Origin of the sequence: Salinibacillus kushneri, from assembly GCF_900111405.1 — a bacterium.
In the GTDB taxonomy this organism is placed as follows: Bacteria; Bacillota; Bacilli; order Bacillales; family Alkalibacillaceae; genus Salinibacillus; species Salinibacillus kushneri.
This window is the reverse complement of sequence record NZ_FOHJ01000002.1, coordinates 229389-251365: the sequence shown is the minus strand read 5'-3', so window position 1 is coordinate 251365 and position 21977 is coordinate 229389. Positions and strand designations below refer to the sequence as shown.

At 37.0% G+C, this 21977-nt stretch carries 24 protein-coding genes; 6 read left to right on the top strand and 18 right to left on the bottom strand.

The features are described from left to right. Window positions 1-236 precede the first annotated feature (236 nt). From BMX63_RS03655 to BMX63_RS03630, 6 genes are all read right to left on the bottom strand, one after another. Window positions 237-779 carry a GNAT family N-acetyltransferase gene (locus BMX63_RS03655; RefSeq protein ID WP_093132077.1) on the bottom strand — a complete coding sequence of 181 codons (543 nt, stop codon included), beginning with the start codon at window positions 777-779 and terminating at the stop codon, window positions 237-239. Window positions 780-896: 117 nt separating this feature from the next. Then, entirely contained in the window at window positions 897-1391 is a 495-nt protein-coding gene (locus BMX63_RS03650; protein WP_245732705.1) for a hypothetical protein, read from the bottom strand. 190 nt (window positions 1392-1581) lie between these two features. After that, window positions 1582-1875 carry an AzlD domain-containing protein gene (locus BMX63_RS03645; protein ID WP_093132074.1) on the bottom strand — a complete coding sequence of 98 codons (294 nt, stop codon included), beginning with the start codon at window positions 1873-1875 and terminating at the stop codon, window positions 1582-1584. Further along, complete coding sequence (locus BMX63_RS03640) at window positions 1872-2609, bottom strand: AzlC family ABC transporter permease (RefSeq protein ID WP_093132072.1); 738 nt, start codon at window positions 2607-2609, stop codon at window positions 1872-1874. Before BMX63_RS03640 ends, BMX63_RS03645 begins: the two co-directional genes overlap by 4 nt. A gap of 97 nt (window positions 2610-2706) precedes the next feature. Continuing rightward, window positions 2707-3516: a cobalamin-binding protein gene (locus BMX63_RS03635; protein ID WP_093132069.1), complete on the bottom strand. Its 810-nt coding sequence runs from the start codon at window positions 3514-3516 to the stop codon at window positions 2707-2709. A gap of 10 nt (window positions 3517-3526) precedes the next feature. Continuing rightward, a complete protein-coding gene (locus BMX63_RS03630) occupies window positions 3527-3919 on the bottom strand; it encodes a VOC family protein (protein WP_093132492.1) in 393 nt (130 codons plus the stop codon). Between the two features lie 533 nt (window positions 3920-4452). Here BMX63_RS03630 and BMX63_RS03625 point away from each other — a divergent pair. After that, a complete protein-coding gene (locus BMX63_RS03625) occupies window positions 4453-5697 on the top strand; it encodes an MDR family MFS transporter (protein WP_177167165.1) in 1245 nt (414 codons plus the stop codon). Between the two features lie 19 nt (window positions 5698-5716). On the opposite strand, the gene BMX63_RS03620 is transcribed toward BMX63_RS03625, so the two are convergent. The 6 genes from BMX63_RS03620 to BMX63_RS03595 all read right to left on the bottom strand — a co-directional run bounded on the left by BMX63_RS03620 (window position 5717) and on the right by BMX63_RS03595 (window position 11733). After that, a complete protein-coding gene (locus BMX63_RS03620) occupies window positions 5717-6199 on the bottom strand; it encodes a DUF2512 family protein (RefSeq protein WP_177167164.1) in 483 nt (160 codons plus the stop codon). Window positions 6200-6415: 216 nt separating this feature from the next. Next, on the bottom strand, window positions 6416-6559 hold the full coding sequence (sda, locus tag BMX63_RS03615; protein ID WP_093132063.1) for a sporulation histidine kinase inhibitor Sda: 144 nt from the start codon (window positions 6557-6559) through the stop codon (window positions 6416-6418). 290 nt (window positions 6560-6849) lie between these two features. After that, the gene (locus tag BMX63_RS03610; RefSeq protein WP_245732704.1) at window positions 6850-8880 is read right to left on the bottom strand and encodes a peptidoglycan D,D-transpeptidase FtsI family protein; all 2031 of its coding nucleotides are present in this window, start codon (window positions 8878-8880) and stop codon (window positions 6850-6852) included. A 122-nt stretch (window positions 8881-9002) separates the two neighbouring features. After that, on the bottom strand, window positions 9003-9341 hold the full coding sequence (locus BMX63_RS03605; RefSeq protein WP_093132059.1) for a winged helix-turn-helix transcriptional regulator: 339 nt from the start codon (window positions 9339-9341) through the stop codon (window positions 9003-9005). 428 nt (window positions 9342-9769) lie between these two features. Further along, the gene (locus BMX63_RS03600; RefSeq protein WP_093132057.1) at window positions 9770-10582 is read right to left on the bottom strand and encodes a bifunctional hydroxymethylpyrimidine kinase/phosphomethylpyrimidine kinase; all 813 of its coding nucleotides are present in this window, start codon (window positions 10580-10582) and stop codon (window positions 9770-9772) included. A 218-nt stretch (window positions 10583-10800) separates the two neighbouring features. Beyond that, window positions 10801-11733 carry a LysR family transcriptional regulator gene (locus BMX63_RS03595; RefSeq protein ID WP_093132055.1) on the bottom strand — a complete coding sequence of 311 codons (933 nt, stop codon included), beginning with the start codon at window positions 11731-11733 and terminating at the stop codon, window positions 10801-10803. A 243-nt stretch (window positions 11734-11976) separates the two neighbouring features. Between BMX63_RS03595 and BMX63_RS03590 the strand changes: the two genes are divergently transcribed. Next, on the top strand, window positions 11977-13158 hold the full coding sequence (locus BMX63_RS03590) for an amidohydrolase (protein WP_093132053.1): 1182 nt from the start codon (window positions 11977-11979) through the stop codon (window positions 13156-13158). Window positions 13159-13193: 35 nt separating this feature from the next. Next, window positions 13194-14393 carry a hypothetical protein gene (locus BMX63_RS03585; protein WP_093132051.1) on the top strand — a complete coding sequence of 400 codons (1200 nt, stop codon included), beginning with the start codon at window positions 13194-13196 and terminating at the stop codon, window positions 14391-14393. A gap of 101 nt (window positions 14394-14494) precedes the next feature. Here the strand turns inward: BMX63_RS03585 and BMX63_RS03580 are convergent, their stop codons facing one another. Next, complete coding sequence (locus tag BMX63_RS03580; RefSeq protein ID WP_093132049.1) at window positions 14495-14806, bottom strand: YggT family protein; 312 nt, start codon at window positions 14804-14806, stop codon at window positions 14495-14497. A gap of 156 nt (window positions 14807-14962) precedes the next feature. Here BMX63_RS03580 and BMX63_RS03575 point away from each other — a divergent pair, with 156 nt between their 5' ends. Then, complete coding sequence (locus BMX63_RS03575) at window positions 14963-15541, top strand: spore coat protein (protein WP_093132046.1); 579 nt, start codon at window positions 14963-14965, stop codon at window positions 15539-15541. A 320-nt stretch (window positions 15542-15861) separates the two neighbouring features. Here BMX63_RS03575 and BMX63_RS03570 read toward each other — a convergent pair whose 3' ends face one another. The 4 genes from BMX63_RS03570 to BMX63_RS03555 all read right to left on the bottom strand — a co-directional run bounded on the left by BMX63_RS03570 (window position 15862) and on the right by BMX63_RS03555 (window position 18643). Beyond that, window positions 15862-16131: a GIY-YIG nuclease family protein gene (locus tag BMX63_RS03570; RefSeq protein ID WP_093132044.1), complete on the bottom strand. Its 270-nt coding sequence runs from the start codon at window positions 16129-16131 to the stop codon at window positions 15862-15864. 29 nt (window positions 16132-16160) lie between these two features. Further along, the gene (locus tag BMX63_RS03565; RefSeq protein WP_093132042.1) at window positions 16161-17390 is read right to left on the bottom strand and encodes a hemolysin family protein; all 1230 of its coding nucleotides are present in this window, start codon (window positions 17388-17390) and stop codon (window positions 16161-16163) included. 95 nt (window positions 17391-17485) lie between these two features. Further along, on the bottom strand, window positions 17486-17680 hold the full coding sequence (locus BMX63_RS03560) for a hypothetical protein (protein WP_093132040.1): 195 nt from the start codon (window positions 17678-17680) through the stop codon (window positions 17486-17488). Window positions 17681-17878: 198 nt separating this feature from the next. Beyond that, complete coding sequence (locus tag BMX63_RS03555; RefSeq protein ID WP_093132038.1) at window positions 17879-18643, bottom strand: CAP domain-containing protein; 765 nt, start codon at window positions 18641-18643, stop codon at window positions 17879-17881. A gap of 178 nt (window positions 18644-18821) precedes the next feature. Between BMX63_RS03555 and BMX63_RS03550 the strand changes: the two genes are divergently transcribed. Continuing rightward, a complete protein-coding gene (locus BMX63_RS03550; protein WP_093132036.1) occupies window positions 18822-20276 on the top strand; it encodes a SulP family inorganic anion transporter in 1455 nt (484 codons plus the stop codon). 15 nt (window positions 20277-20291) lie between these two features. After that, a complete protein-coding gene (locus tag BMX63_RS03545; protein ID WP_093132034.1) occupies window positions 20292-20711 on the top strand; it encodes a universal stress protein in 420 nt (139 codons plus the stop codon). A gap of 59 nt (window positions 20712-20770) precedes the next feature. On the opposite strand, the gene BMX63_RS03540 is transcribed toward BMX63_RS03545, so the two are convergent. Further along, a complete protein-coding gene (locus BMX63_RS03540; protein ID WP_177167163.1) occupies window positions 20771-21958 on the bottom strand; it encodes a D-alanyl-D-alanine carboxypeptidase family protein in 1188 nt (395 codons plus the stop codon). Window positions 21959-21977 lie beyond the last annotated feature (19 nt).

The window sequence follows — 21977 nt, the reverse complement described above, 5'->3', positions numbered from 1 at the left end:
CTTATGTCCACCCAGACCTAGGAGCCGCAGCTGGACATAGAAAAGCGGAGGCGACTGATTAGGTCCGACAGCATAAGCAGAATGTACGGAGTGGCATGGGTTTTGCCACGCAGTGCATTCTGCTTATGTCTGCTTGGACCTAGGAGCTAGAGCTAGACACTAGAAAAGCGGAGGCCACTGGTCAACAAAAAAGCCCCAATGAGTGACGTCTTTGTTACTCATTGGGGGTCAACCAGCTATAGGTTTATACTAGAAAGCCCTTTCTTATTAATATTTGGCCATCCATAAGCTGTTTCTTCATAAGTACCCTCGCCAATAGTAATTTCCTCTGCCTCAATAGGCTGTGCACCTAAGTATTGATAAAAGTGACTGGAAGGGTTAAGCGTTAAAACCCAAACCAAAATAGATTGATAACCTAATCGTTGAGCCTCTTCCATAAAGGCATTTAGAAGTGTTTTACCAATTCCAAGCCCCTGATACTCTTCTAAAAGATAAATCGCATATATTTCGCCGTCATAGTCAAACTTTTTTGATCTCTCTTCTCCACCTGATACAAAACCAACAACTTGATTATCATCATTTTCAGCCACATATAAAATTTGATTGTGAAAATGTTTTTTTAAAATCGTTTCCCAAAAAACCTTTCTATGTTCATAAGAGGCTTCCTGGGCTAAATCTTCTTCACGGACGAGGTTTCGATATGTACTTCTCCAACTATCAACATGGACCTTTGCAATAAATGAAGCATCGCTTAAAACAGCTTTACGTACAGAAAACATCTCTCTATCCCCCCATTTCAATAACAATATTCCCATCTGTATGTATAAATGGCTTATAGGAAACTGCCAGTTAAAGCATCTATCCGGCTGCAGATAAAGCTGCACCCGGATAAAGTTTTAGTAGCATTGAAAGGATTCAATACTGTTTGTATCAAATCCAGTGTAAGCCCACTGATTTCGACGCGGGAACCACCTATAACCAGCTACAGACCTTCTACCAATATAAGTTGGGTAAAACCAGAACCTTCTTCTATTAGTTAGACGTACATCTGTCAATCTTCTAAGACAGCCTTGAAAGGAGCCAGGATCTACTGCCTGAACGGAAGGGCCACCCCCAAACTGTCCTTGAGAACCTGGACCAAACTGCCCGGGAAGACCTCCTGCCTGACCTGGAAGATAAGGTGGCATCTGGGTTTGGCCTGATCCCTGGCCAAAAGGAGGACCTTCACCTTGGCCTGGCCCCTGTCCAAAAGGCGGACCTTCACCTGGTCCCTGAAAAGACCCTTGACCTGGCCATTGACCAAATGGCGATCCTTGACTTGGAGATTGCTGTTGAACCATGCCAAAAAAATCACCAAACTGATTAGACCCATCCTCATTTTGTCTATACATAATATCCATTCCCCCTCTATAGTGAAGTGTCCCTATAAACTATGAAAAGAAACAGAATAATGTGATTAGAAAAGCGGAAGGGTCTTGCTAAGCCCCGACAGCATAAGCAGAATACACGGAGTGATACGTCTTGATCACGTAGTGGATTAACCTTATGTCTGGCTGAATTTGGGAGCCGACGTTGGAAAGCCTACATTGTCAACAAATACACAGTTAAAATCGCCCCTAAAACAGCAAAAATCACATTCACTTCAAAAAAAGCAATCACAATCGCAATGACTCCTCCGATGAGGCCAATTATGGGCTGGTCTGGAATAACAGTCATAATTCCAGGAAAAATTAAAGCTCCTAAAGCAGCATAGGGTATAGCATCCAGCCAGCGATTAACCCAATCTGGATATGAGGCTTGATCGACTAAAAAGACAGGAATGATGCGAGGTACGATGGTTACAATCGACATTCCAATAATAATGGCCCAAATCAATTATCTTCATCTCCTTTAAGTAAAAAGATTCCCAGAAAGCCGCCCATAATAGTAGAAATTACAATGGCCCAGCCATCAGCCAGACTCAGATTGATTAGAGCATAATTGATAATCATACTAATGATTGCAATAAGTCCAACTCTCCATTCTTTTTTTACAGAAGGAACAAGAAGACCAATAAACATCGCATATAACGCAATATTCATACTTTGGCTAAGCTGTTCTGGAATAAGCTCTCCTAACAATCCTCCTACCAATGAACCACCAACCCAAGCTAAATAGGCCAGAAGCATTAGTGTTGCAAAAAACACTTTACCATAAGGCTTTTTGGCTTCTTCGCCATGTAAGGATGAAACAGCGAAGGTTTCATCGGTTAAGCCAAGCGATAAAGGAACCTTCCAGCTTAAAGGAATCGGACGAGCCTTGTTCATAAATGATAGACTCATCACAAAATGTCTAAAGTTTAAAATAAACGTTGCCACTACAATTTCAACTAACCCATTTCCTGCTCCAATCATTTTTGCCCCCATAAATTGCGAGGCTCCAGCAAAAACCAGTACACTCATAGCTGTCAATTGAAAAAGACTCAATGTTTGAGCAGCTAGCACTCCATAAGCAATGGCAATGGGGATATATCCCAGACAAATTGGAAAGCCTTTGACGAGACCGGCTTTAACTGCATTACTAAGCTCTGAAGATACCTTTGAAGCATTATCTGCTGAGTTTGCTTGCATATGTAAAATTCCCCCAACCACAACAATTATTAGAAAATTTCTACCATTATAAATGATTTTTTACCTATTGAGAAGTCTATTTAAAAATTTTAATGAATTATCTCAGTAGTGGATCATTTCCTTGATACTTTGGAAAAATATCTGGAAATAGAAGTGATCCAAGCTTTTCCAAGCCCTCTAATAAACGGGGAGATGGCCTGCAAAACAAGGACTCATCTAATACGAAAATCTGATTATCCTTGATTACCTTCATTTGTTCCCATTGTGGGCGTCTACGAACTAAATCCGGATTCATTTTTTCTGTTTTCACACCCACCCAAACCATGCAAATAATATCAGGGTTGCGCTCTTTCACATCATTCCAGGTGGTTTGTACACTTGCTTGGTTTTCTGTAGCAAAAATATTATAGGTGCCGGCTAATTCACTAATTTCTGTGAGCCAATTTGTCTTTCCTGGAGTAAAAATTGGCTTGGGCCACCATTCCCAATAAATGCTTTTTTTCTCTTTCATTCTATCCGAACGTGCACGGTATTCACTAATAATATTTTTATAAGATTGATAGACTTCCTTTGCTTTTTGTGATACACCTAAATGCTGACCCACAAATAATAGATTTTCCCCAATCTCTTCTAAAGAATTTGGATTTAACACAATATGCGGGATGTTTCGTCTCTCAAGCTCTTCAACATTCTTTTCCATTCCTGGTACACTAAGTGATGCAAGCACTAAATCAGGGTCTAATGATTCTACTTTGTCCATATCAATATCCAAATCAGGTCCTAAACTTGGTAAGGTCTTAACAAATTCCGGCCAATCCGAATAGTCATCCACGCCCACTAAAAACTCCGTAAGGCCTAAATACTCAATCATTTCTGTATTACTAGGACAAATAGAAACCAAACGCATAATCATCCTCCTACTCCCAGACCGTCATTCGCTCTTGTAAATTTGATGTGTGTAATTCCATTTCAATTCCATCAGGATCCAGGAAATTAATGGTCCAGCCTTTACCACGCTTAATTGGTCCTCTTACTATTGTTACGTCATGATTCTCTAATTGATGAACCGCCTCGAAAAAATCCTCTTTAGCAATAGAAAATGCAAAATGATTTACACCGAATGATTGGGTGTCAACAGATGAAAAGTTCTTCTTTTCCAGAAGACAAATCCATGCCTCTCCCCATTCTAAATAAGCATCCTTTCTCCCTTTATGTACCAGGCTCATACGCAGAACCCTTTGGTAAAATTCCAGTGATCTTTCCAAATCAGAAATATTAAGTGTAATGTGATTAAACCCTTTTACGTTCATCATAGCAATCCCCCTTATATCACCCCGATAAAGTCACATGAAACAAGACCGTACAAATCACAATCAACCATGCAGGTACTTTCCCAAGATTATAATAAAGCAAAGATGTTAACACAACGGCAATGTCCTTCGTTTGATCCACCGCACTCGTCCAAATAGGATCATATAGTAAAGCAGCCGTTTTACATATTCATCCTAAAAATAGGCTAGTTGAGCATCCGGAAAGATTTTCCACATATCACTTCATGTACAATCCTAATCCTTCTCTACTATTGATTCAAGCTTTTCATGTCTTAATCGTACCTAAGATTATGTGAAACAATCCATTTATTTTCTTCCTTCATTTTAATGAAACAAGTCCATAGAAAGAATAGATTTCAGACTGTAAACGGAGGTGTGGGTGTAAAATCTCATTCCCAAGACTGTGTTCATCTCTTCCCGTTTCCTATATGATAAAATAACCCAGCACTTCAATGACTAATATATAACAACATTTATAAAACACTTAACACCAGAGAATGGAGGGAAGATATATGACAAGATTCAGAGATTACCATCCAAATATAAAGGTTCGAATTATCCAGATATTTTTTACTGACATCGTATCCGGAGCTATTTTTCCCTTTATGGCTATTTATTTTGCCGAACACTTTGGCGCGAAGCTAACTGGAATTTTACTCTTAATCAATGTACTAATTGGACTCCTTGTGGGACTATATGGTGGGTACTATTCAGATCGAATGGGCAGAAAAAAATTAATGGTTGTTGCAGGAATCATACGTATGTTTGCTTTTATTATCATGGCGGTTGCCAATTCCCCTGCCCTTGTTTCACCTGAAATCACTTACTTGATGACCCTCATTATTATGGCTTCATTTGGTTTAGATGGACCAGCAGCTGATGCGATGATTATTGACATCACAAAACCTGACCAGCGTAAAGGTGTCTATTCATTACTGTACTGGAGTTTTAATCTCGCATTTGCTATTGGTGGAATTATTGGAGCTCTTATGTTTAATTATTACTTATTTGAACTGTTAATCATTCTTTCGGTTACTGGGCTTCTATCAAATATCCTGGTTATCTTTTTTATCGAAGAAACGATGGAAAGCCAAGTACACACAAAACAGAAACAGGTATTAAGAAATATTGCTAAAAGCTATAAAGAGGTAGCTTTTGATAAAGTTTTTCTATATTTCGTTTTGGCCGGCCTATTCATTCAGTCGATTGAAAACCAAATGGAAAACTATATTGGGGTTCGACTCAACGAGGAAATGCCTGAACAATCGTTACTTTTCATAGATGTTACCGGAGTAGAAATGGTAGGATTTCTGAAATCTGAAAATACCATTATAGTTGTTTTGCTTACTGTTTTTATTACGAAGTGGGTTACTAAATTAAAAGAAGACAGGGCTTTTTTAGGCTCCATTATTATTTTTACAGCAGGTTATGCAGGAATAAGCTATTTTAATAATATATGGTTACTATTCATCTTTATGATTATAGCTACAGTTGGCGAATTAATGCGCGTACCTATCCAATCGGATTACATGGCCAGCATCCCGAGTGATGAAAAGCGAAGTTCTTATATGGCTGTATATGGCATGGTTTTTAATGGATCTATGATGCTTAGTTCTGTATTTGTTTCGCTTGGTGCTATATTTAATAAAGAGGTTATGTCAATTCTCATATTAGCTTGCGGCTTCTTAGGTATGATGATGATTCGTAAAATTTTACCTGATCTAAAACATCGAAGAGAGCTTGCTAAACAAAATTAGACCAAGGTTATTCCCTGGTCTAATTTTGTTTATTTTTCTTCTTATGCTGTTTTCTTCTTACATCATAAGGAAATACTTCATCTGATGTTTCTGTCTGCATTGTCCTCGAATTTATTCGTTTGGTCGTTCGGTAACTTTCATCATTATAAGAAGGCTCGTCGAATACACGATTTTGCATATAGAAGTGAAATAAACTTTCCGTTACAGTGATAAATAAGGCACTAAATAGCGCCATATTTCCCGCTTCCCATGTTGGAATATCCATAATGATACCGTAGAAAAATAATACCAAAAACGAGAGCGCGAAATCTGATAAGGTTGCTGTCAAATTTCCAAATCTTCTTAATATTAATACGTCACCCAGTAGATATCCCAATCCGACAAGTGCTATACTTATTCCCAATAGGCTAAGCACGCCTGGATTTTGGAATACAGAGTAGAGGGATAAAACAACCGTACAAATAACGACAAATTTGATTCCTATACTTAAGAAATGTCTCACGTTGCCACCTCCATTCATACTATTTTCTACAATGGAGGGATTTATACAAAGCTTAAATAATAATTAACAGGAACCTATTAAAAGAGGTATTTTTTCCTGCTTATTAATCGTCAATAGCCTTAAAGCAGGGAGAATACCTCATTTTGATGATTTAATAGCAGGGATTGGGATACGGGTATTCAAACAAATGGTTGAAGATTAGCATTGCTGGCGTTTTCAGTTATTAGAGGTCTTTTGACATGTCAAACCACGGTTTTCCATTTCCTTTTGTAGAATTTTAATAAAATCCTGATCCAGTTTTAAACGTAACGCATTTTTATGCGCCTCCTCCAGCGCATAGTTAGATAGTTGTTTAAACATACTTCCACCTCTTTATTGAATGATACTTCATTCATTAAACCTCCTACTATTTTACCTATTTATGTAAATGAATGGAAAATTACTAAAAGTATTCTACTGATAGAAGCTATCTTACAATATCTTATCTTACTGTAACGACCTGTAAATTTCAAATGTTTTCTTCTACATTTTTAGAAATTTTTTGACAAAATAAAATAACAAAAGCTGGACGTATCTTTTATCTACATACACTCATTTCATCTTTTTTTCCATGGAAAAAGGCATCACCAAAAAGTGGTGCCTTCTCAGAATTAATTATTTTGTTGGTTTTCAAAGTAGGCATCTAAGATTCTTTTTCCAATTTTATAATTAATGGTATCTCCTGACTCTAAGCCGACACGGGGTACGACAACTGCGAAGGATACTTCCGGATCATCATAGGGTGCGTAACCAACCAGAGTTAGATTTTCTGTATCGGCAATCAACTTCCCGTTTTCATAGATAGGCTGTTCTGCAGTACCTGTCTTTCCCGCAGCCACATAAGGTAAATTAGAGAACGTACCGGCTGCTGTACCATTACTTCCATTAAATACGCGATAAAAACCATTTTGTACCGCTTGAATATATTCCTCATCCATTTCAAGCTTGTTAATCACTTCTGGACCTATGGTTTTATAAATACGTCCTGGTTGATCTTTTGTTCCCGGGTAACGAATTTCGTTCACCAAATGCGGTTTTATCCGATATCCATCATTTGCGATTGTAGATACATATTGTGCCAGTTGAAGCGTTGTAAACGGTTCATATTGTCCAATAGCGTAGTCCATCAAAAGACCTGCACTTTCCTTATCCCCTTCCAACCCTGTAGCTTCATAGGGAAGATCAATACCCGTCTCTACACCTAAACCAAATTGTTTAAAATAATTCCGCATTTCCGTAAAGGCCTCTGGATTAAAATCAACAGATTGATTTTCAACATAAGTATAGTCACCACCCATACGCATTGCTACAAAAAACATGAAAACGTTGGATGATTTCTCCAGAGCCGTTAAATAATTTACAGGTCCCAATGTCCCGTAAGAGCTTTTGGTTTCTGTATTTGCAATCTTAATCGGCCGATCATTAAATACTGTATTTTTCGTAATGACTCCAGATTGAAAGCCGGATAAAACCGTTGCTCCTTTAATAGCTGATCCTGGTAAATGAGCATCATACACGGTACGATACGATTCATCTGCAAAATAATTAGCTTCGTTTTCTGGTCGATGGTAACGTATACCTGTCATAGAGAGAATTTCTCCAGTTTTCGGTTTCATCATAACTACAAGTGCGTTATTTAAATACTGATTTTTATACGGATATTTATCAATAATTTTTTCTAATTCTTCCTGAACAATTTGATCAACCTTTTTTTGCAGCTCCATATCAACAGACAACACTAAATCCTTACCTTGTTTTCCTTCTTGAATTAATTCCGATCTAATGACATTATTATTTTTATCGGTAATATGCCGATACTGTTCTTTTTGTCCAGCCAATACTTCTTCATACTGTTGTTCAAGAAAGCTCTGACCCACCCGTTCGTTTCGGTTATAGTTTCTGGTTAAATAGTAATCCACATTATCTTTAAGGATACCGTCCTCATGATCAGTAATGCCTCCAATAAAGTTAGCGAACGTTTCTCCTTGTGGTAATTTACGGTCCCAATCAGTTGTGACATTTATTCCTTGCATTTCATTCGAGTGCTCGGCTACGGTAGCATACTCCTCTTGAGTAACTCCTTTATTTTTAACAATGTGCGGTGTAAGCTCCATGGCCTCATCAAGTTTTCGTTTAATAGCAACAACTTGCAATTCCTCTTTTGACAAATGATCCAAATTGTATTTGGTTAATCGGTCTAAAACGCTCTGGTATTGCTCTTCATCGTTCATACGCTTCTTTTCACTTTCGGACAACCGGGCATAGGCCTCTTCACGTCGTGTCAAAATCCAATAATCTTTCATATCTCGTTGTGTAATATCACTGTTATCCACTTGAATATAGTTTGAAAGCTTTTGTGCAATGTCTAATTTATCTTTAGGCTGGACATTTTTTGGAGGAGTATAGGTAATCGCATATGTCGATTTATTATCAACAATGAGATTTCCATCGCGATCATACATTTTCCCTCTGGGAACAGGAATGTTTGTAATTGTATTCTCTGTCTCATCAAGTACTTGCTGAGCTTCTCCCCCGGTTAAAATTTGCACAACCCCTAATTGTAAAACTAAAAAAGAAAAAATAACAAAAATGGCAAAAAACAGGATATTCAAACGAAAGGGCAGTTGTGATTTCCTTTTCACTGCTTCCCCTCCCCCAAATGACTTAATTCTTTTCTTCATTTTACCATTTCTATTATGTTTAAACTAGAAAAAATTGGATACTATAAAATAAACAAAAGAACCCTACTTGTATCAGGGTTCTTTTAACTGTAGTTTGATTCTTTTGTTTTCACATCTTCAATCCATTTAGTTGACCAATTTTGAATAGCCGTAATCACGGGTTTTAATTCTATCCCTTTCTCTGTTAATGAGTACTCCACGCGTACAGGGACTTCCGCATAAATCTTCCGAACTACAACACCCTCTTCTTCAAGTTCCTTCAGTCGCTCAGAAAGCAGTCTTCCGCTGACTGGAAGTGATGATTCTATTTCAGAAAATCGTTGTGAACCAAACAGAAGTTGATATATAATTAAACCTGTCCAACGTTTATTTAACAATTTCATTGCCTTTTCAAATTTAGGGCAAAGTTGATGCTGGTTCATCTCCACCACCCTTTTTCTCTTATTATAACCTTTCCATAAAATCTATGAAACCGTTATCTTTAATAAGTCCTATTATAACTGAACTTATCAAGGGAGTCACAGGCATAAAAAAAGAGGTTAAGACATAACAAAGACAATCAACTCCAGAGAAAACAATAAACCATTTTAGCAGGGAAAATCTAAGTAGACTCCTCCAAAAGGTATGCACATGATATTATTGTGCTATGTAAAGTCATCTAAGCCTTCCTTATCCTAGGGAGGAAACACTGATGAGCTCCCCCACAGTAGGGCAGCACAAAGTAGCACACCTCAGCCACCCAAGGAAAGTGGAGTATCTTTCGGGAACGGGTTTAGCTAGTTAGCATCTATCATTTCAATTTCGTTTGAGTTGTTCTTTGATAAAAACTTTTGTCCCGGCCTCATGTTTTCTATTCACCATAGAACCTTTGTGCTCCATGGTTAACAGGTCCTACATACTGGTTTAATTTAAAGGAGTTACGGATAGCTGATGTAATAAACCTCTTAGCCTCATAAACAGCGTCTTTAACGTCTACACCTTTTGCAAGTTGAGCCGTAATAGCAGCTGAATATGTACAGCCTGCTCCATGTGTATATGGCGTATCAATACGCTCACTTTCCAATATATCGTACTTATTCCCATCAAAAAATACATCGACGGCATTTTCATGATCGAGTTTATTTCCACCTTTAATGAGAACATTTTGGGCACCTAGTTCATGAATTTTAACTGCTGCTTCTTTCATTTGCTCAATAGTTGTTAAGGCCCCCATTCCACTTAACTGACCTGCTTCCCACAAGTTAGGGGTTACAATTTTAGCAACAGGTGTTAAAACATCTCGAAGAGCTTCAGCCAATTCTGGATAAATAACCTCATCTGCACCTTTACATACCATAACAGGATCGATAACCGCTTGATTTAAGTTGTAATCTTTTATGGCTTTTGCGGCTGTTTCAATAATTTCGACAGTCGGTAACATTCCCGTCTTCATTACATCAACACCAATACCCTCTAAAATCGTGGATAATTGAGCTCGTACTGTATCTGCATCTATTGGATAGGTATCATGAGACCAATTATTATGTGGATTCATGGCAACAACCACAGTTAACGCAGACATCCCATAAATCCCATGCTCCTGAAAAGTTTTAAGATCTGCTTGTATACCTGCTCCTCCGCTACTATCTGAACCTGCTATTGTTAGTGCTTTTGGTAATGTCATGTAAATCCCCCCAGTTATCGTAAATTTCTATTAGATTAGGTTTGGTAATTAAATATTATACATGTTTTTATTCCATTGTAAAAATGAAACACTGGAATCAAAGGAAATAGACAAATATATATTTTCATCAGTTTTTTTAAAATAGGGATGACCACTATTTAGTCTTATTTTCGGATAAAAGTCGTATAAGAATGAACTTTACGTGCTCAAGCATTTTTTTAAAAAGTATTGATTAATCTTGATGTGAGTTGTTCAGTCATTCTTTCAACAACATTTACGGAGATAATGGACTCTTCATAAGCTATTTTTAGCCTTAGGGGTTGAATCATCTCACCTATGGGTACACATTTTATTGATGTAGAGTAGATGTTTTGTAATTCAAGTGTGGCTGCATTTGGTAATACGGTAAAACCAATATTAGAGGTAATATAACTCAACATGACACTTAAATCATCAACTAATTGCAATTGTTCAATTTGCAGGGTTTTTAATAGTTGTCTGTAGGTGTCCCGATTATTTGCTAATCCTGGATTATCGAATAAAAGAAAGGGCTTGCTTAAATAACGAAGACGCGTCAAATCACCTTGCAAAAAACTGTAAATTTCCTGTGAACATAATAGAATCATTTCATCCTCTAAAAGATATTCTTCATGTGGTGTTATCTCTTCTTCATTTTCGTAATATATGGCCACATCAATCCGCCCATAACGCAGTAAGCACTTTAAACTATTGGTTGTACGTGTAATTAATTGATATTTTTGATGAGGAAATTCATGGGATAGTATTTTTATGATAGCATCCGAAAACACAGGTGCCAGCCAGGGGTTAATTCCAATCGTTATATAGAGTTTATCATCGTTGGTCTCCTTTAGCCATTGCTCAAAACCATAGTCTTTATAGGATGTAATGACTTTCTGCGCATTTTGCATATCCTGTAACAGTTTAATAGCATAAGGCAGGAAATAATGCCCTTCATGCGTCAAAACAACACCATCCCAGCTTCTTTCTAACAAGGGAAAACCAAGCTTTTCTTCCAGTCTACGAATTCTGGTACTTAAAGTGGGCTGTGTAAGATGAAGCAAAACTGCAGCCTTTGATATGCTTTCTTCTTGTACGACGGTTAAGAAAGATCTCAATTCTTCTATTTCCATGTTGTTTTACATCCTTTGATTGTTTTTTATTTTCATTATATTACAGTAAATTCTGACATTAAGCAACACTTCTTAAGATATCACCGCTCCTATAAAAAATTTTTATAACCTCAGTAACCACCGATATTTCCCGATTTTATGAAGATATAAAAAATAATTATTACTTCTTCCACTCAACTAAATGCTATTCTGAAGGGGAATTAATTTTTAGAATAGTCTGATATATCTAGGAGGGGATAAACCATGTCAAAAACCGTTTCAAAAACAAATTTTGTATACGAGGTAAAAAAAGAAGTAGTGAAATGGAGAAGATATCTTCATGAAAATCCTGAATTGTCCTTTGAAGAATTTAATACATCCCAATTTGTCTATGATACACTCGCTTCTTTTGGGGATTTGGAACTGGAGAGGCCAACAAAAACGAGTGTAGTAGCTACTTTAAAGGGAAACAAACCGGGAAAGGTGTTAGGCTTACGAGCCGATATGGATGCACTGCCCATCGAGGAAACATCAGATGTCCCTTTTAAATCAAAAAAACCTGGAGTGATGCACGCTTGTGGCCATGATGCACACACTGCCATATTACTGGGAGCAGCCAAGATTTTAACGCAACGAAAAGACGAAATTAGTGGAGAAGTTAAATTTGTTTTTCAGCATGCAGAAGAACTACTTCCCGGTGGAGCAAAAGAATTAGTAGAAAAAGGTGTAATCGATCATATCGACTACATGGTGGGATTACATGTTATGTCCACACTTGAATCAGGAAAAATAGGCATCGTTTATGGGCCCTTTACTTCCAACACAGATGAATTTGAATTGAAAGTGATTGGGAAAGGTGGACATTCCTCTCAACCAGACTTATCCATTGATCCCGTTGCTATTAGTGCTCAAATCATTACTAACCTTCAGCATATAGTTGCCAGAAATTTGGAACCAGCAGAGAAATTAGTAATCTCAACCACGATGATTAACGGGGGAACAGCCTCCAATATCATTCCTGAAACAGTAAGTCTTGTTGGATCCGTTCGTTCTTATTCCCAAGATGTTCGCGAAAATGCTGCCCATTTAATTGAACGTATTGTGAAGGGAATCACAGAAGCACACGGTGCAGACTATAATTTTACGTATCACTATGGGTACAGTTCTGTCATTAATGATCAGCAAGTGACCAAATGTGTAGAGGAAACCGTTGCCGAAAAATTTGGTGAGAATTATATCGAATATGGAGAACCCTTTATGGGTGGTGAAGACTTTTCAGCTTATTTAACAAAAGCTCCTGGCTGCTTTGTTGCTATTGGAGCAAAAAATGAACAACAAGGGTTTGATTATCCACACCATCATCCAAAATTCGGTATTGATGAGAATTCATTAGAAGATGGTCTGCGTTTACTGATTAATCTGCCAAACAAAATTTTAAGTCAATAATGAAAACAAAACTAAGATAGAAGGTGAATATATTAATGGAACCAGTTATAGCTACAATGATTATGTTAGGCATTATTGCCATAGGAGAAGTGTTTTCATTACTATCACGTGCAAAAATTCCTATGCTGCTTGTTGCGATTATAGGGGTATATATTTTAATACAAGGAGGGATTATCCCCGGAGATATTGTTGATGCTTCCACTTTTACTATTGTAGGGGCAGTCTTACAGCCACCTTTACTTGTGCATATGGGAACCATTATTCCAATGAGTGTACTAAAAAGTCAGTATAAAGCAGTTTTAATAACATTAATCGGTCTTCTATTTTCTGTTTTATTTGTACTTGTCGCTGGTACTATCGTGTTTAATTATGGAACCGCAATTTCTGGTGCTGGCCCACTAACAGGTGGAATTATTGCGACCTTAATTACTTCAGAAGCACTAAGAGAGATTGGTTTTACAGCATTAGCTAGTATACCTGTCATAGTTCTTGTTCTGCAAGGTGTACTGGGAATGCCGCTTACTTCCTTTTTTCTGCGTAAACATGGACAAACTTTACAAAAAAATATCAGAACTAAACTTAACACAGCCGCCACAGCCGAAACAGTCTCTGAAGTAAAAACACCTGAAGATATTCTTTCTGACAAGAATCAAGACACAAAAAAAGCACTGATACCAGAAAAATATTTAGATAGTCATTTTATTTTATTGTTTTTAATCTTTGTTGGCGGTGCCATCTCGGTAGCTTTAGATAACTTAACAGGTATAAATTATAGTTTATTCGGCTTAGGTATTGGTATTATCGGAGCTATCGCTGGATTTTATCCACAGAATGCTTTGGAAAAAGCGAATGGCTTTGGGATTGCAATGCTTGGAATCATTATCATTGTAATTGGTTCCTTTGTTACTACACCATGGTCAGACATCGTTAGTGTCCTTCCTGCAGCAGCCTTTATGATTGTAGTTGGAACAATCGGTTTATTAATTGGGGGCTATATCGGTTCTAAAATCTTTAAGTGGGACCCATACCTGGGCATGGCTCTAACATTAACTGCATTATACGGCTTCCCGGGTGATTACTTGATTACACAAGAAGTTAGTCGTAGTATTGGCCGCGACAAGGAGGAACAAGAAGAAATCTTTAATCAGACCTTAGCTCCAATGCTCATTGGTGGTTTCACCTCAGTTACCGTTGGGTCTGTCGTTATTGCCAGTATTTTAGTACAAACCTTATAAATGTATATGAAAAAAATAGCTACAGAAATATTCTTGCGTTTCTGTAGCTATTTTTCCATTTCCATTGGTTATCTCATCAAAAACAGAAAGGTGATAATAGATTAGGAATAATATTTCCGCTTTCTCCATTCTTTGGGTTTTGCTACCATACTTAATAAAAAGTATCCCACCATCGTATACAGTATAATCGCAATGATAGCTGCTAAATCAAGATAAAACATAGCTGATAACATCGTATCTGGGAAATATCTAGAAAAAGGGAATACTAATGGATCACTTAATGAATAAACCCATTGTACAAAAACTCCCTCTGAAGCCGTAACCATTTTAAAAACAATTCTTAATCCCAGTAAAACCTGCATAATGGAAATTGCAAATTGTAGTAGAATGGTCAAGAGTCTTCTAACCGCCATATCATTCCCCCGTCTTTTAGTTCAAAAGATAAGTTCCTTTCTCTATATGGTATGAATGAATAAACTTGGTTTAAAACCAAAATCCTTAATGTTTTTGTTAAATAAAATTTTTAAAAACGGGAAGATTAGAAATAAAATAGTAAAGGAGGAAACATTATGAATACTAACCTATCAGCTCATGAACTGCATGATTTACATGAATTAACCATGAGCTGTGTAAATTCCATTACCAATATGGGAGCCTTTATAAATCAGGCAACGGATCCGCAACTAAAAGCTTTAATACAAAAGCATTATCCTTATCACATTAAGGATTACAACACCAAAGTAGAACTTCTTCAAAAAGGCGGAGTTGCATCTCAGCATTTGCCTGTACCCGAAATGGACAGTACCATTATGAATCAGGACTTGGAACAAGTAAGTAATCAGGTTCAGCCTGTAACACCAAGAACAGATGCTCAGCAATTTAATGATCGTGAAATTGGCACGGCTTATTTACTTACACTAAAGAGAGCTGGCCGAGAATATGCATGGGCAGCAATGGAATGCACTAATCCGGAGGTACGATCCTTTTTTGAAAATGCCTTTCAAATGAGCTCTCACCATGCATATGAAGTGTGGCAATATATGGCCCAAAACAACTATTATCCAGCAGAACCAGCTCAGGAACAAAGCCTTACCATGTACAGCCAAACCTACAACCCTGTCCCAGAACCACCAAACCAAATTCAATAAAGAAAAAGCCAGGCGACTGGATTAGGTCTTCCGGATAAGCCAAAGACATGGAGTGGTAAAGGGTTAACCATGAATGGCTTTGGCTTATATCCGTCCAGACCTAGGAGCCGCAGCTGGACAATCGAAAAGCGTAGGCAACTGGTTAAGTCCTACAGCATAAGTAAAACCATTCTCGTAACCATTTTTTTGATACGGAATGGTTTTTTTATGTATCCATACCTTGCATAGAGGATATATTTCATATTCCAGTCTAAATGACACAAATTTTATTTTCTTAATACTAACCGCTCTCAGTCATTTCCACCGTGAAGGCCAAAAGTTCAGACTTTGATAAACGTATCCAATACACACTGCGTTTTGATGAGCTCTTCCTTTTCTTCTTTTCTCATTTGTTTAATTTGATATTCTCTTTTCATGGCAACAGACTTCTGGTGATGGGTTTCTACGTATACAAGCTGAAAAGGTCCTCTGCCTTTTGTATATTTCGCTCCCTTTCCTTCGTTATGCATTTTCATACGATAATTCAATCGATTGGTATAGCCTGTGTAAAGCGAGTTATCCCCACATCTAAGTATATAAGTATAATGCATATCAATCGCTCCTCACCCTAACGCTAATCTTAAACCATATGTTTATCGATTTTAACCTTTTGAATTTTATTTTCTTCCATCTCTACTATTTCAAATTCAAGATGTTGAAATTCCAAGCTCTCCCCTTCAGATGGAATGTGTCCAAATTCCTTATATAAAAATCCCGCAAGAATATCTTCATCTTCCGGAATTCGAGTCTGAAATACATCATTTAATCTGGAGATCACTAATTTCCCGCTGCAAATGATATGTGAATCGGTTAACTCATCAATTAATATTTCCTCATCATTATCCGTTTCATCTTCAATTTCCTGCCTCAGCATTGCTTCAATAATATCCTCATGGGTTATAATTCCAGTAGTACCTCCATACTCATCTATAACTATTGCTAAATGCCGCTTTTCCTTTAGCATCATTTTAAACACTCTTTCGATGGATGTTGTTTCCGCTACAAATAAGGGCTTATTATCCGTAAAGTCTTTTAAAGTTTTACCTTCAGAAAGAGACCAGCTTAAAAATTGCTTAGAATGGAAAACTCCTACAATATTATCCATCGTATCCCTGTATACTGGATATCTTGTGTAATTATGGTTTAATAATATGTCTTGTGTTTCTTCATAGGTGCTATCTGATGGAATCCCCACAATTTCCATCCGCGGTGTTTTTAGTGCATCACGGACATCTTTACTATAAAAATCAATTACACCTTTAAGACGATAAGACTCTTCGTTCTCCAAGGTCCCTTCATCCGAAGCAATATCCATCATCGTTTTAAATTCTTCCTTTGAAAAGCTGGTTTCCTGTTTTTCTCCTTTAGACAATACACGAATCAATAATCCTGTCAATTTGGATAATACAAATGTAAGAGGCTTTAAAACCGTTAACAAAAAAGAAATGATAGGAGTAACGATATAGGATATTTTATCCGAAAACGTAGCAGCAATGGATTTAGGTAATACTTCAGCAAAAATAATAATGACTACAGTTAAGATAGCCGTAGCAAGTCCTACATTCATTCCAATATCCAATGCCAACATTGTAACAAGAGTTGGAAGGGCTATGTTAGCCATATTATTTCCAATTAATATCCCCGTTAGCAACTCATCTGGTTGAGAAATGAGTCTATAGAGTTTTTGGGATTTCGCGTCATCGTTTTCAGCGCGGGATTTCACTTTCATTTTGTTGACTGCCGTTAATGCCGTTTCGCTTCCAGAAAGAAATAATGAAGTGCAAATCAAGAGAATGATGGCGATAATCATAATTAGGCCTCCGTGTTCCCAAAACTAATGGCTATGATTTATTATTTCATAAAAAAATTGTATTATGATGGCAAAAAATGAAAAAGAGATTGAATTTAATCAATCTCTTGTAAATGATTTATTCTTTTAAGTATTTTATAAGCAGACGAGGAACCATTTTGAACCATTTTACTTTTTACTTTCTCTTGTGTAGATTTGTCCAACCGCTGAAATGTAATCAAACCTTTTGTTTCATCGGAAGTCAAGATCCTTCGATACATTTTCGAAACCCTTTTTTCTTCCTCATCCATTTAAGGCATTAATCTCCTCTCATTTTATGTTTACCTTTATACTATGAGTTTACCATGAAAAATGTGTATAAATCGAATAAAAATTATGACTTTTTTCTACAGTAGCTAAGAAAAGAGAGGAATAGTCATGAGGACTAAGATGAACCAAAACCCTATACAAAGACGGGCGCCCGAGTTGAATCAGCGCCCGTATATGCGTTATTTACTTATAAACATCTGTGTCCAGTAATGACCATTCTCAATATAACCTACACCAATGTGAGTAAATTTTTCACTTAAAATATTTTTACGATGCCCTTCACTATTCATCCAGGATTCAACAACTTGTTCAGGGCTTTGCTGACCTTTTGCGATGTTTTCACCTGCTGTCTGATAATCAATACCAAAGTCTCTCATCATGTCAAAAGAAGAACCATACGTTGGACTTGTATGAGAGAAATAACCTTTTGCCTGCATATTAGCTGATTTTTTCCGTGCCACCTGACTTAAAGATGCATCTGATTTTAATGCCGGTAAACCCTGATTTTGTCTCTCCTGATTGGTGAGCTCAATTACTCTTGATTCGAATTCTTTTATATTACCGGCTTGCTGGGTCTGATTGTTATTTTGTTGATTATTTTGATTTTGCTGTTGATTATTTTGATTTTGTTGTGGTATAGTTTTTTCTTGTTGTTGTGCTCGCTGATTAGCATCCTGCTGCCCATTTTGTTGTGCTTGCTGTTGCCTTTGCTGTCGTTGTCCTTCTTTATGCTGCTGTCTCTTCTCAACACGCTTAAATTCATACTTAGCATCCTGTATGCGGATAGGCATTGTATGAGGATAATCCTTACTGGAAGAATCAGTAGCAATACTTGAGATGTTATCGTTATTGTTTCCATTATTTGTAGCATTGTCCTCTGTGTTACAAGCAGCTAATAAAAGAAACAGAATGCTTATAAAGCTTATATACAATCTTTTTTTCATGATTAATCTTTAAACTCCTTTTGTTATTTGTTTTTTATTATGATTTACAAGCATTTCAAAATTATAGATGGAAAGGAATAACAAATTTCAAAATCTTTACAAGTATGTGTAAAACTCATGATTTTAAGAGGATTAGGTCAATATAGAAATAGAAAAAAGTTTAGGGAGAGTTTATCTTATGCAAAATACATTAACATCACGAAAAGCCTGGTTTGGTAACATCAAAGGAGATCTTGTTTCTGGTATTGTTGTTGCTCTTGCTTTAATTCCTGAAGCCATTGCTTTTGCAATTATCGCTGGTGTAGACCCTATGGTGGGCTTATACGCCTCGTTTCTTATATCTGTAGTTATTGCTTTTGCCGGTGGGCGTCCAGGAATGATTTCTGGGGCTACAGGTGCCATGGCTCTTGTTATGGTTGATTTAGTAGCCGAATGGGGAGTTGATTATCTTCTGGCAGCAACGATTTTAACTGGTGTTCTGCAAATTATATTTGGAATCACGAAATTAGCCCGACTAATGAAGTTTATCCCCAGATCTGTTATGGTCGGATTTGTCAATGCTCTGGCTATTTTGATTTTTACCGCACAATTAGAGCACTTTGAAGGTGCCAATTGGGTAATGTATGCGATGGTTATAGGAGCTCTAGCTATTATTTATTTATTTCCATTGTTCACAAAGGCAGTTCCCTCTCCTTTAATTGCAATCGTCGTTATTACAATTATTGCTTTAATGACCAATGTGAATGTCTTAACAGTTGGTGATATGGGGCAAATTACACAAGCATTTCCATCATTCTTATTTCCAAATGTTCCTTTTAGCTTCGATACATTAATGATTATATTTCCCTACTCCCTTGCCTTAGCAATTGTAGGGCTTGTCGAGTCCCTTTTAACAGCAAGTATTGTTGATGAGTATACCGGAACAGCTAGTAATAAAAATAGAGAAGCAGGTGGACAGGGAATTGCAAATATCATAACAGGTTTCTTTGGTGGTATGGCTGGATGTGCTATGATTGGACAATCCGTTATTAATGTCAGTTCAGGTGGCAGAGGAAGGCTTTCATCTTTAACTGCGGGTCTTGTCTTAATTTCACTTATTGTTTTTATGGGGGATATCGTATCGCAAATTCCTGTTGCAGCTCTAGTAGGAGTCATGGTTATGGTTTCCATCGGTACATTCGATTGGGGCTCTATACGAACCTTAAAAATCGTTCCATTAACCGATAACCTTGTAATGATTGTTACAGTCTTAACAGTTGTTTTCACTCATAATTTAGCTATTGGTGTACTAACTGGAGTATTGTTAAGTGCAATTTTCTTTGTAGCTAAGATTTCCAAGGTAAAGGTTACAAAGGAGTTCAAATATAATCGTATGCATTATACCTTCCAGGGGGAAATCTTTTTCGCATCGGTTACTGAGCTGATGGATGAGTTTGACTACAATACTGAAAATGCAAAAGAAGCCGTATTCGATTTAACCAAAGCTCGATTATGGGATGATTCAGCTATTGCAGCACTTGATAAAATTGTATCGAACCTGGAACAAAAACGAATCAATGTATATGTAGTTGGACTAAACCAGTTAAGTTCTGAGCTAAGAGCTAAATTAAGCCGTAAATTAAGCGCCCATTAGAAAGGATGAACGACTGTGTATAAAAAAATATTATTGGCAACTGACGGTTCTGAACATTCGTTACGAACTACGAACCACGCTATCAGCTTAGCAACCATTACAGCTGATTCCTATATAGAGGTTGTATATGTAAAGGAAAGTACACAAGTTAAATCTGATACTCTTCACAATTGGAATAAAGTAGGGGTAATGAATGTACAAGAGGATAAAGTAATGGGGATTGAAGAGGATTTACAAAAAGCAGGTATTTCCTATAAAACGACTGTCCTTAACGGTGAACCTGGACCAACCATTGTCGATTACGCCAATGAAAAGGAATTTGACATCGTCATTGTGGGCAGTCGCGGATTAAATGCCTTTCAGGAAATGGTATTAGGAAGTGTAAGTCATAAGGTCGCCAAAAGAGCGAATTGTCCAGTTCTAATTGTAAAGTAATACATGAAGGGGCTAATCTCTACTGAATTAGCCCCTTTATCTTTGTGTCAACCTTATTTTCACATAAATGATTTATAGGATTTCCTTCGTATTCGAATTTTACGAAACACAAATCCGATTATTCCAATCATCACAATTCCTGTTAGTATACTGGAAAGGTAGAAGCCTAAATTTAATTGTGAATTACTATTCTTTGCTGCTTCCATTTGGCTACTGCCATCATCATGATGTATCTTCATTAAATGGTAAGAATTGATACGTTCCCCATTCTGTTTGTAAATTTCCAGTTTTCCCTGTTTGGTTAATTGCTTTGTTATTGATATTTGATCTTTTACATGGGTATATTTTAGGTCTTCCGGAATTTTATACGCTTGATTTTGAATTTCAACAACTTCACCACCTTGAAGAGATGAGGTTTCAAAATGGTCAAAACCGTAGTTTAATAGATTCGCCGTATCCTGATATGCTTTATTTTGGGTTTGTCCGTTCATGGTAATTACAATCAGATTTAGATTTCCACGATTGGCTAAAGTGGCTAATGTATGGCCGGACTGATCTACATATCCTGTTTTTCCGCCAATAACATTGTCAAAAGGAAATTCCCCTTTTAGCATTTTATGATGGGAAATAAGTGTTGTATCCCAGGACTTTCCGTGCCATTTCATCTCAACCGTTCCAAATATATTACGGAACTCCTCGTTTTGCACTGCATAGCTTGTTATATGAGCCAGGTCTTTTGCTGTTGTTGTATGATCTGGATTAAAAAGACCATGTGGATTTTCGAAATGAGTTTGTTCAACTCCGATTTCATGCTTTAAGTATTCATTGATATCTTTAGCAAATTGTTCAACACTTCCACTTAAGTACTCAGCAATTGCATTCCCGGCATCATTTCCAGAATTAATTAAGAGCCCCTGAATAAGCTTCTTTAACGTCACCTTTTCACCTGATTCTAAAAAAACCGTTGTCCCTACTGTATCAACCGCATTTTCACTAACTGTTACAGTATCATCTAAATCACCATTTTCAATAGCATAAATTGCAGTGGCAATTTTCGTTAAACTAGCTGGATACATAGAAGTTGTACTATTCTTTTCATAAAGAACACTTCCATTATCTGCATCAATCATAATTGCAGATTGACTGGCTAATTGGGGTGCTTTGGGATTCGTTTCAGCAAAAACGGTTGGAATAAAAAGTGTATTCATAGTTAACAATAATGTGGCAATGAAGAGATATTTTGCCATTGTAACACCTACTTCGATG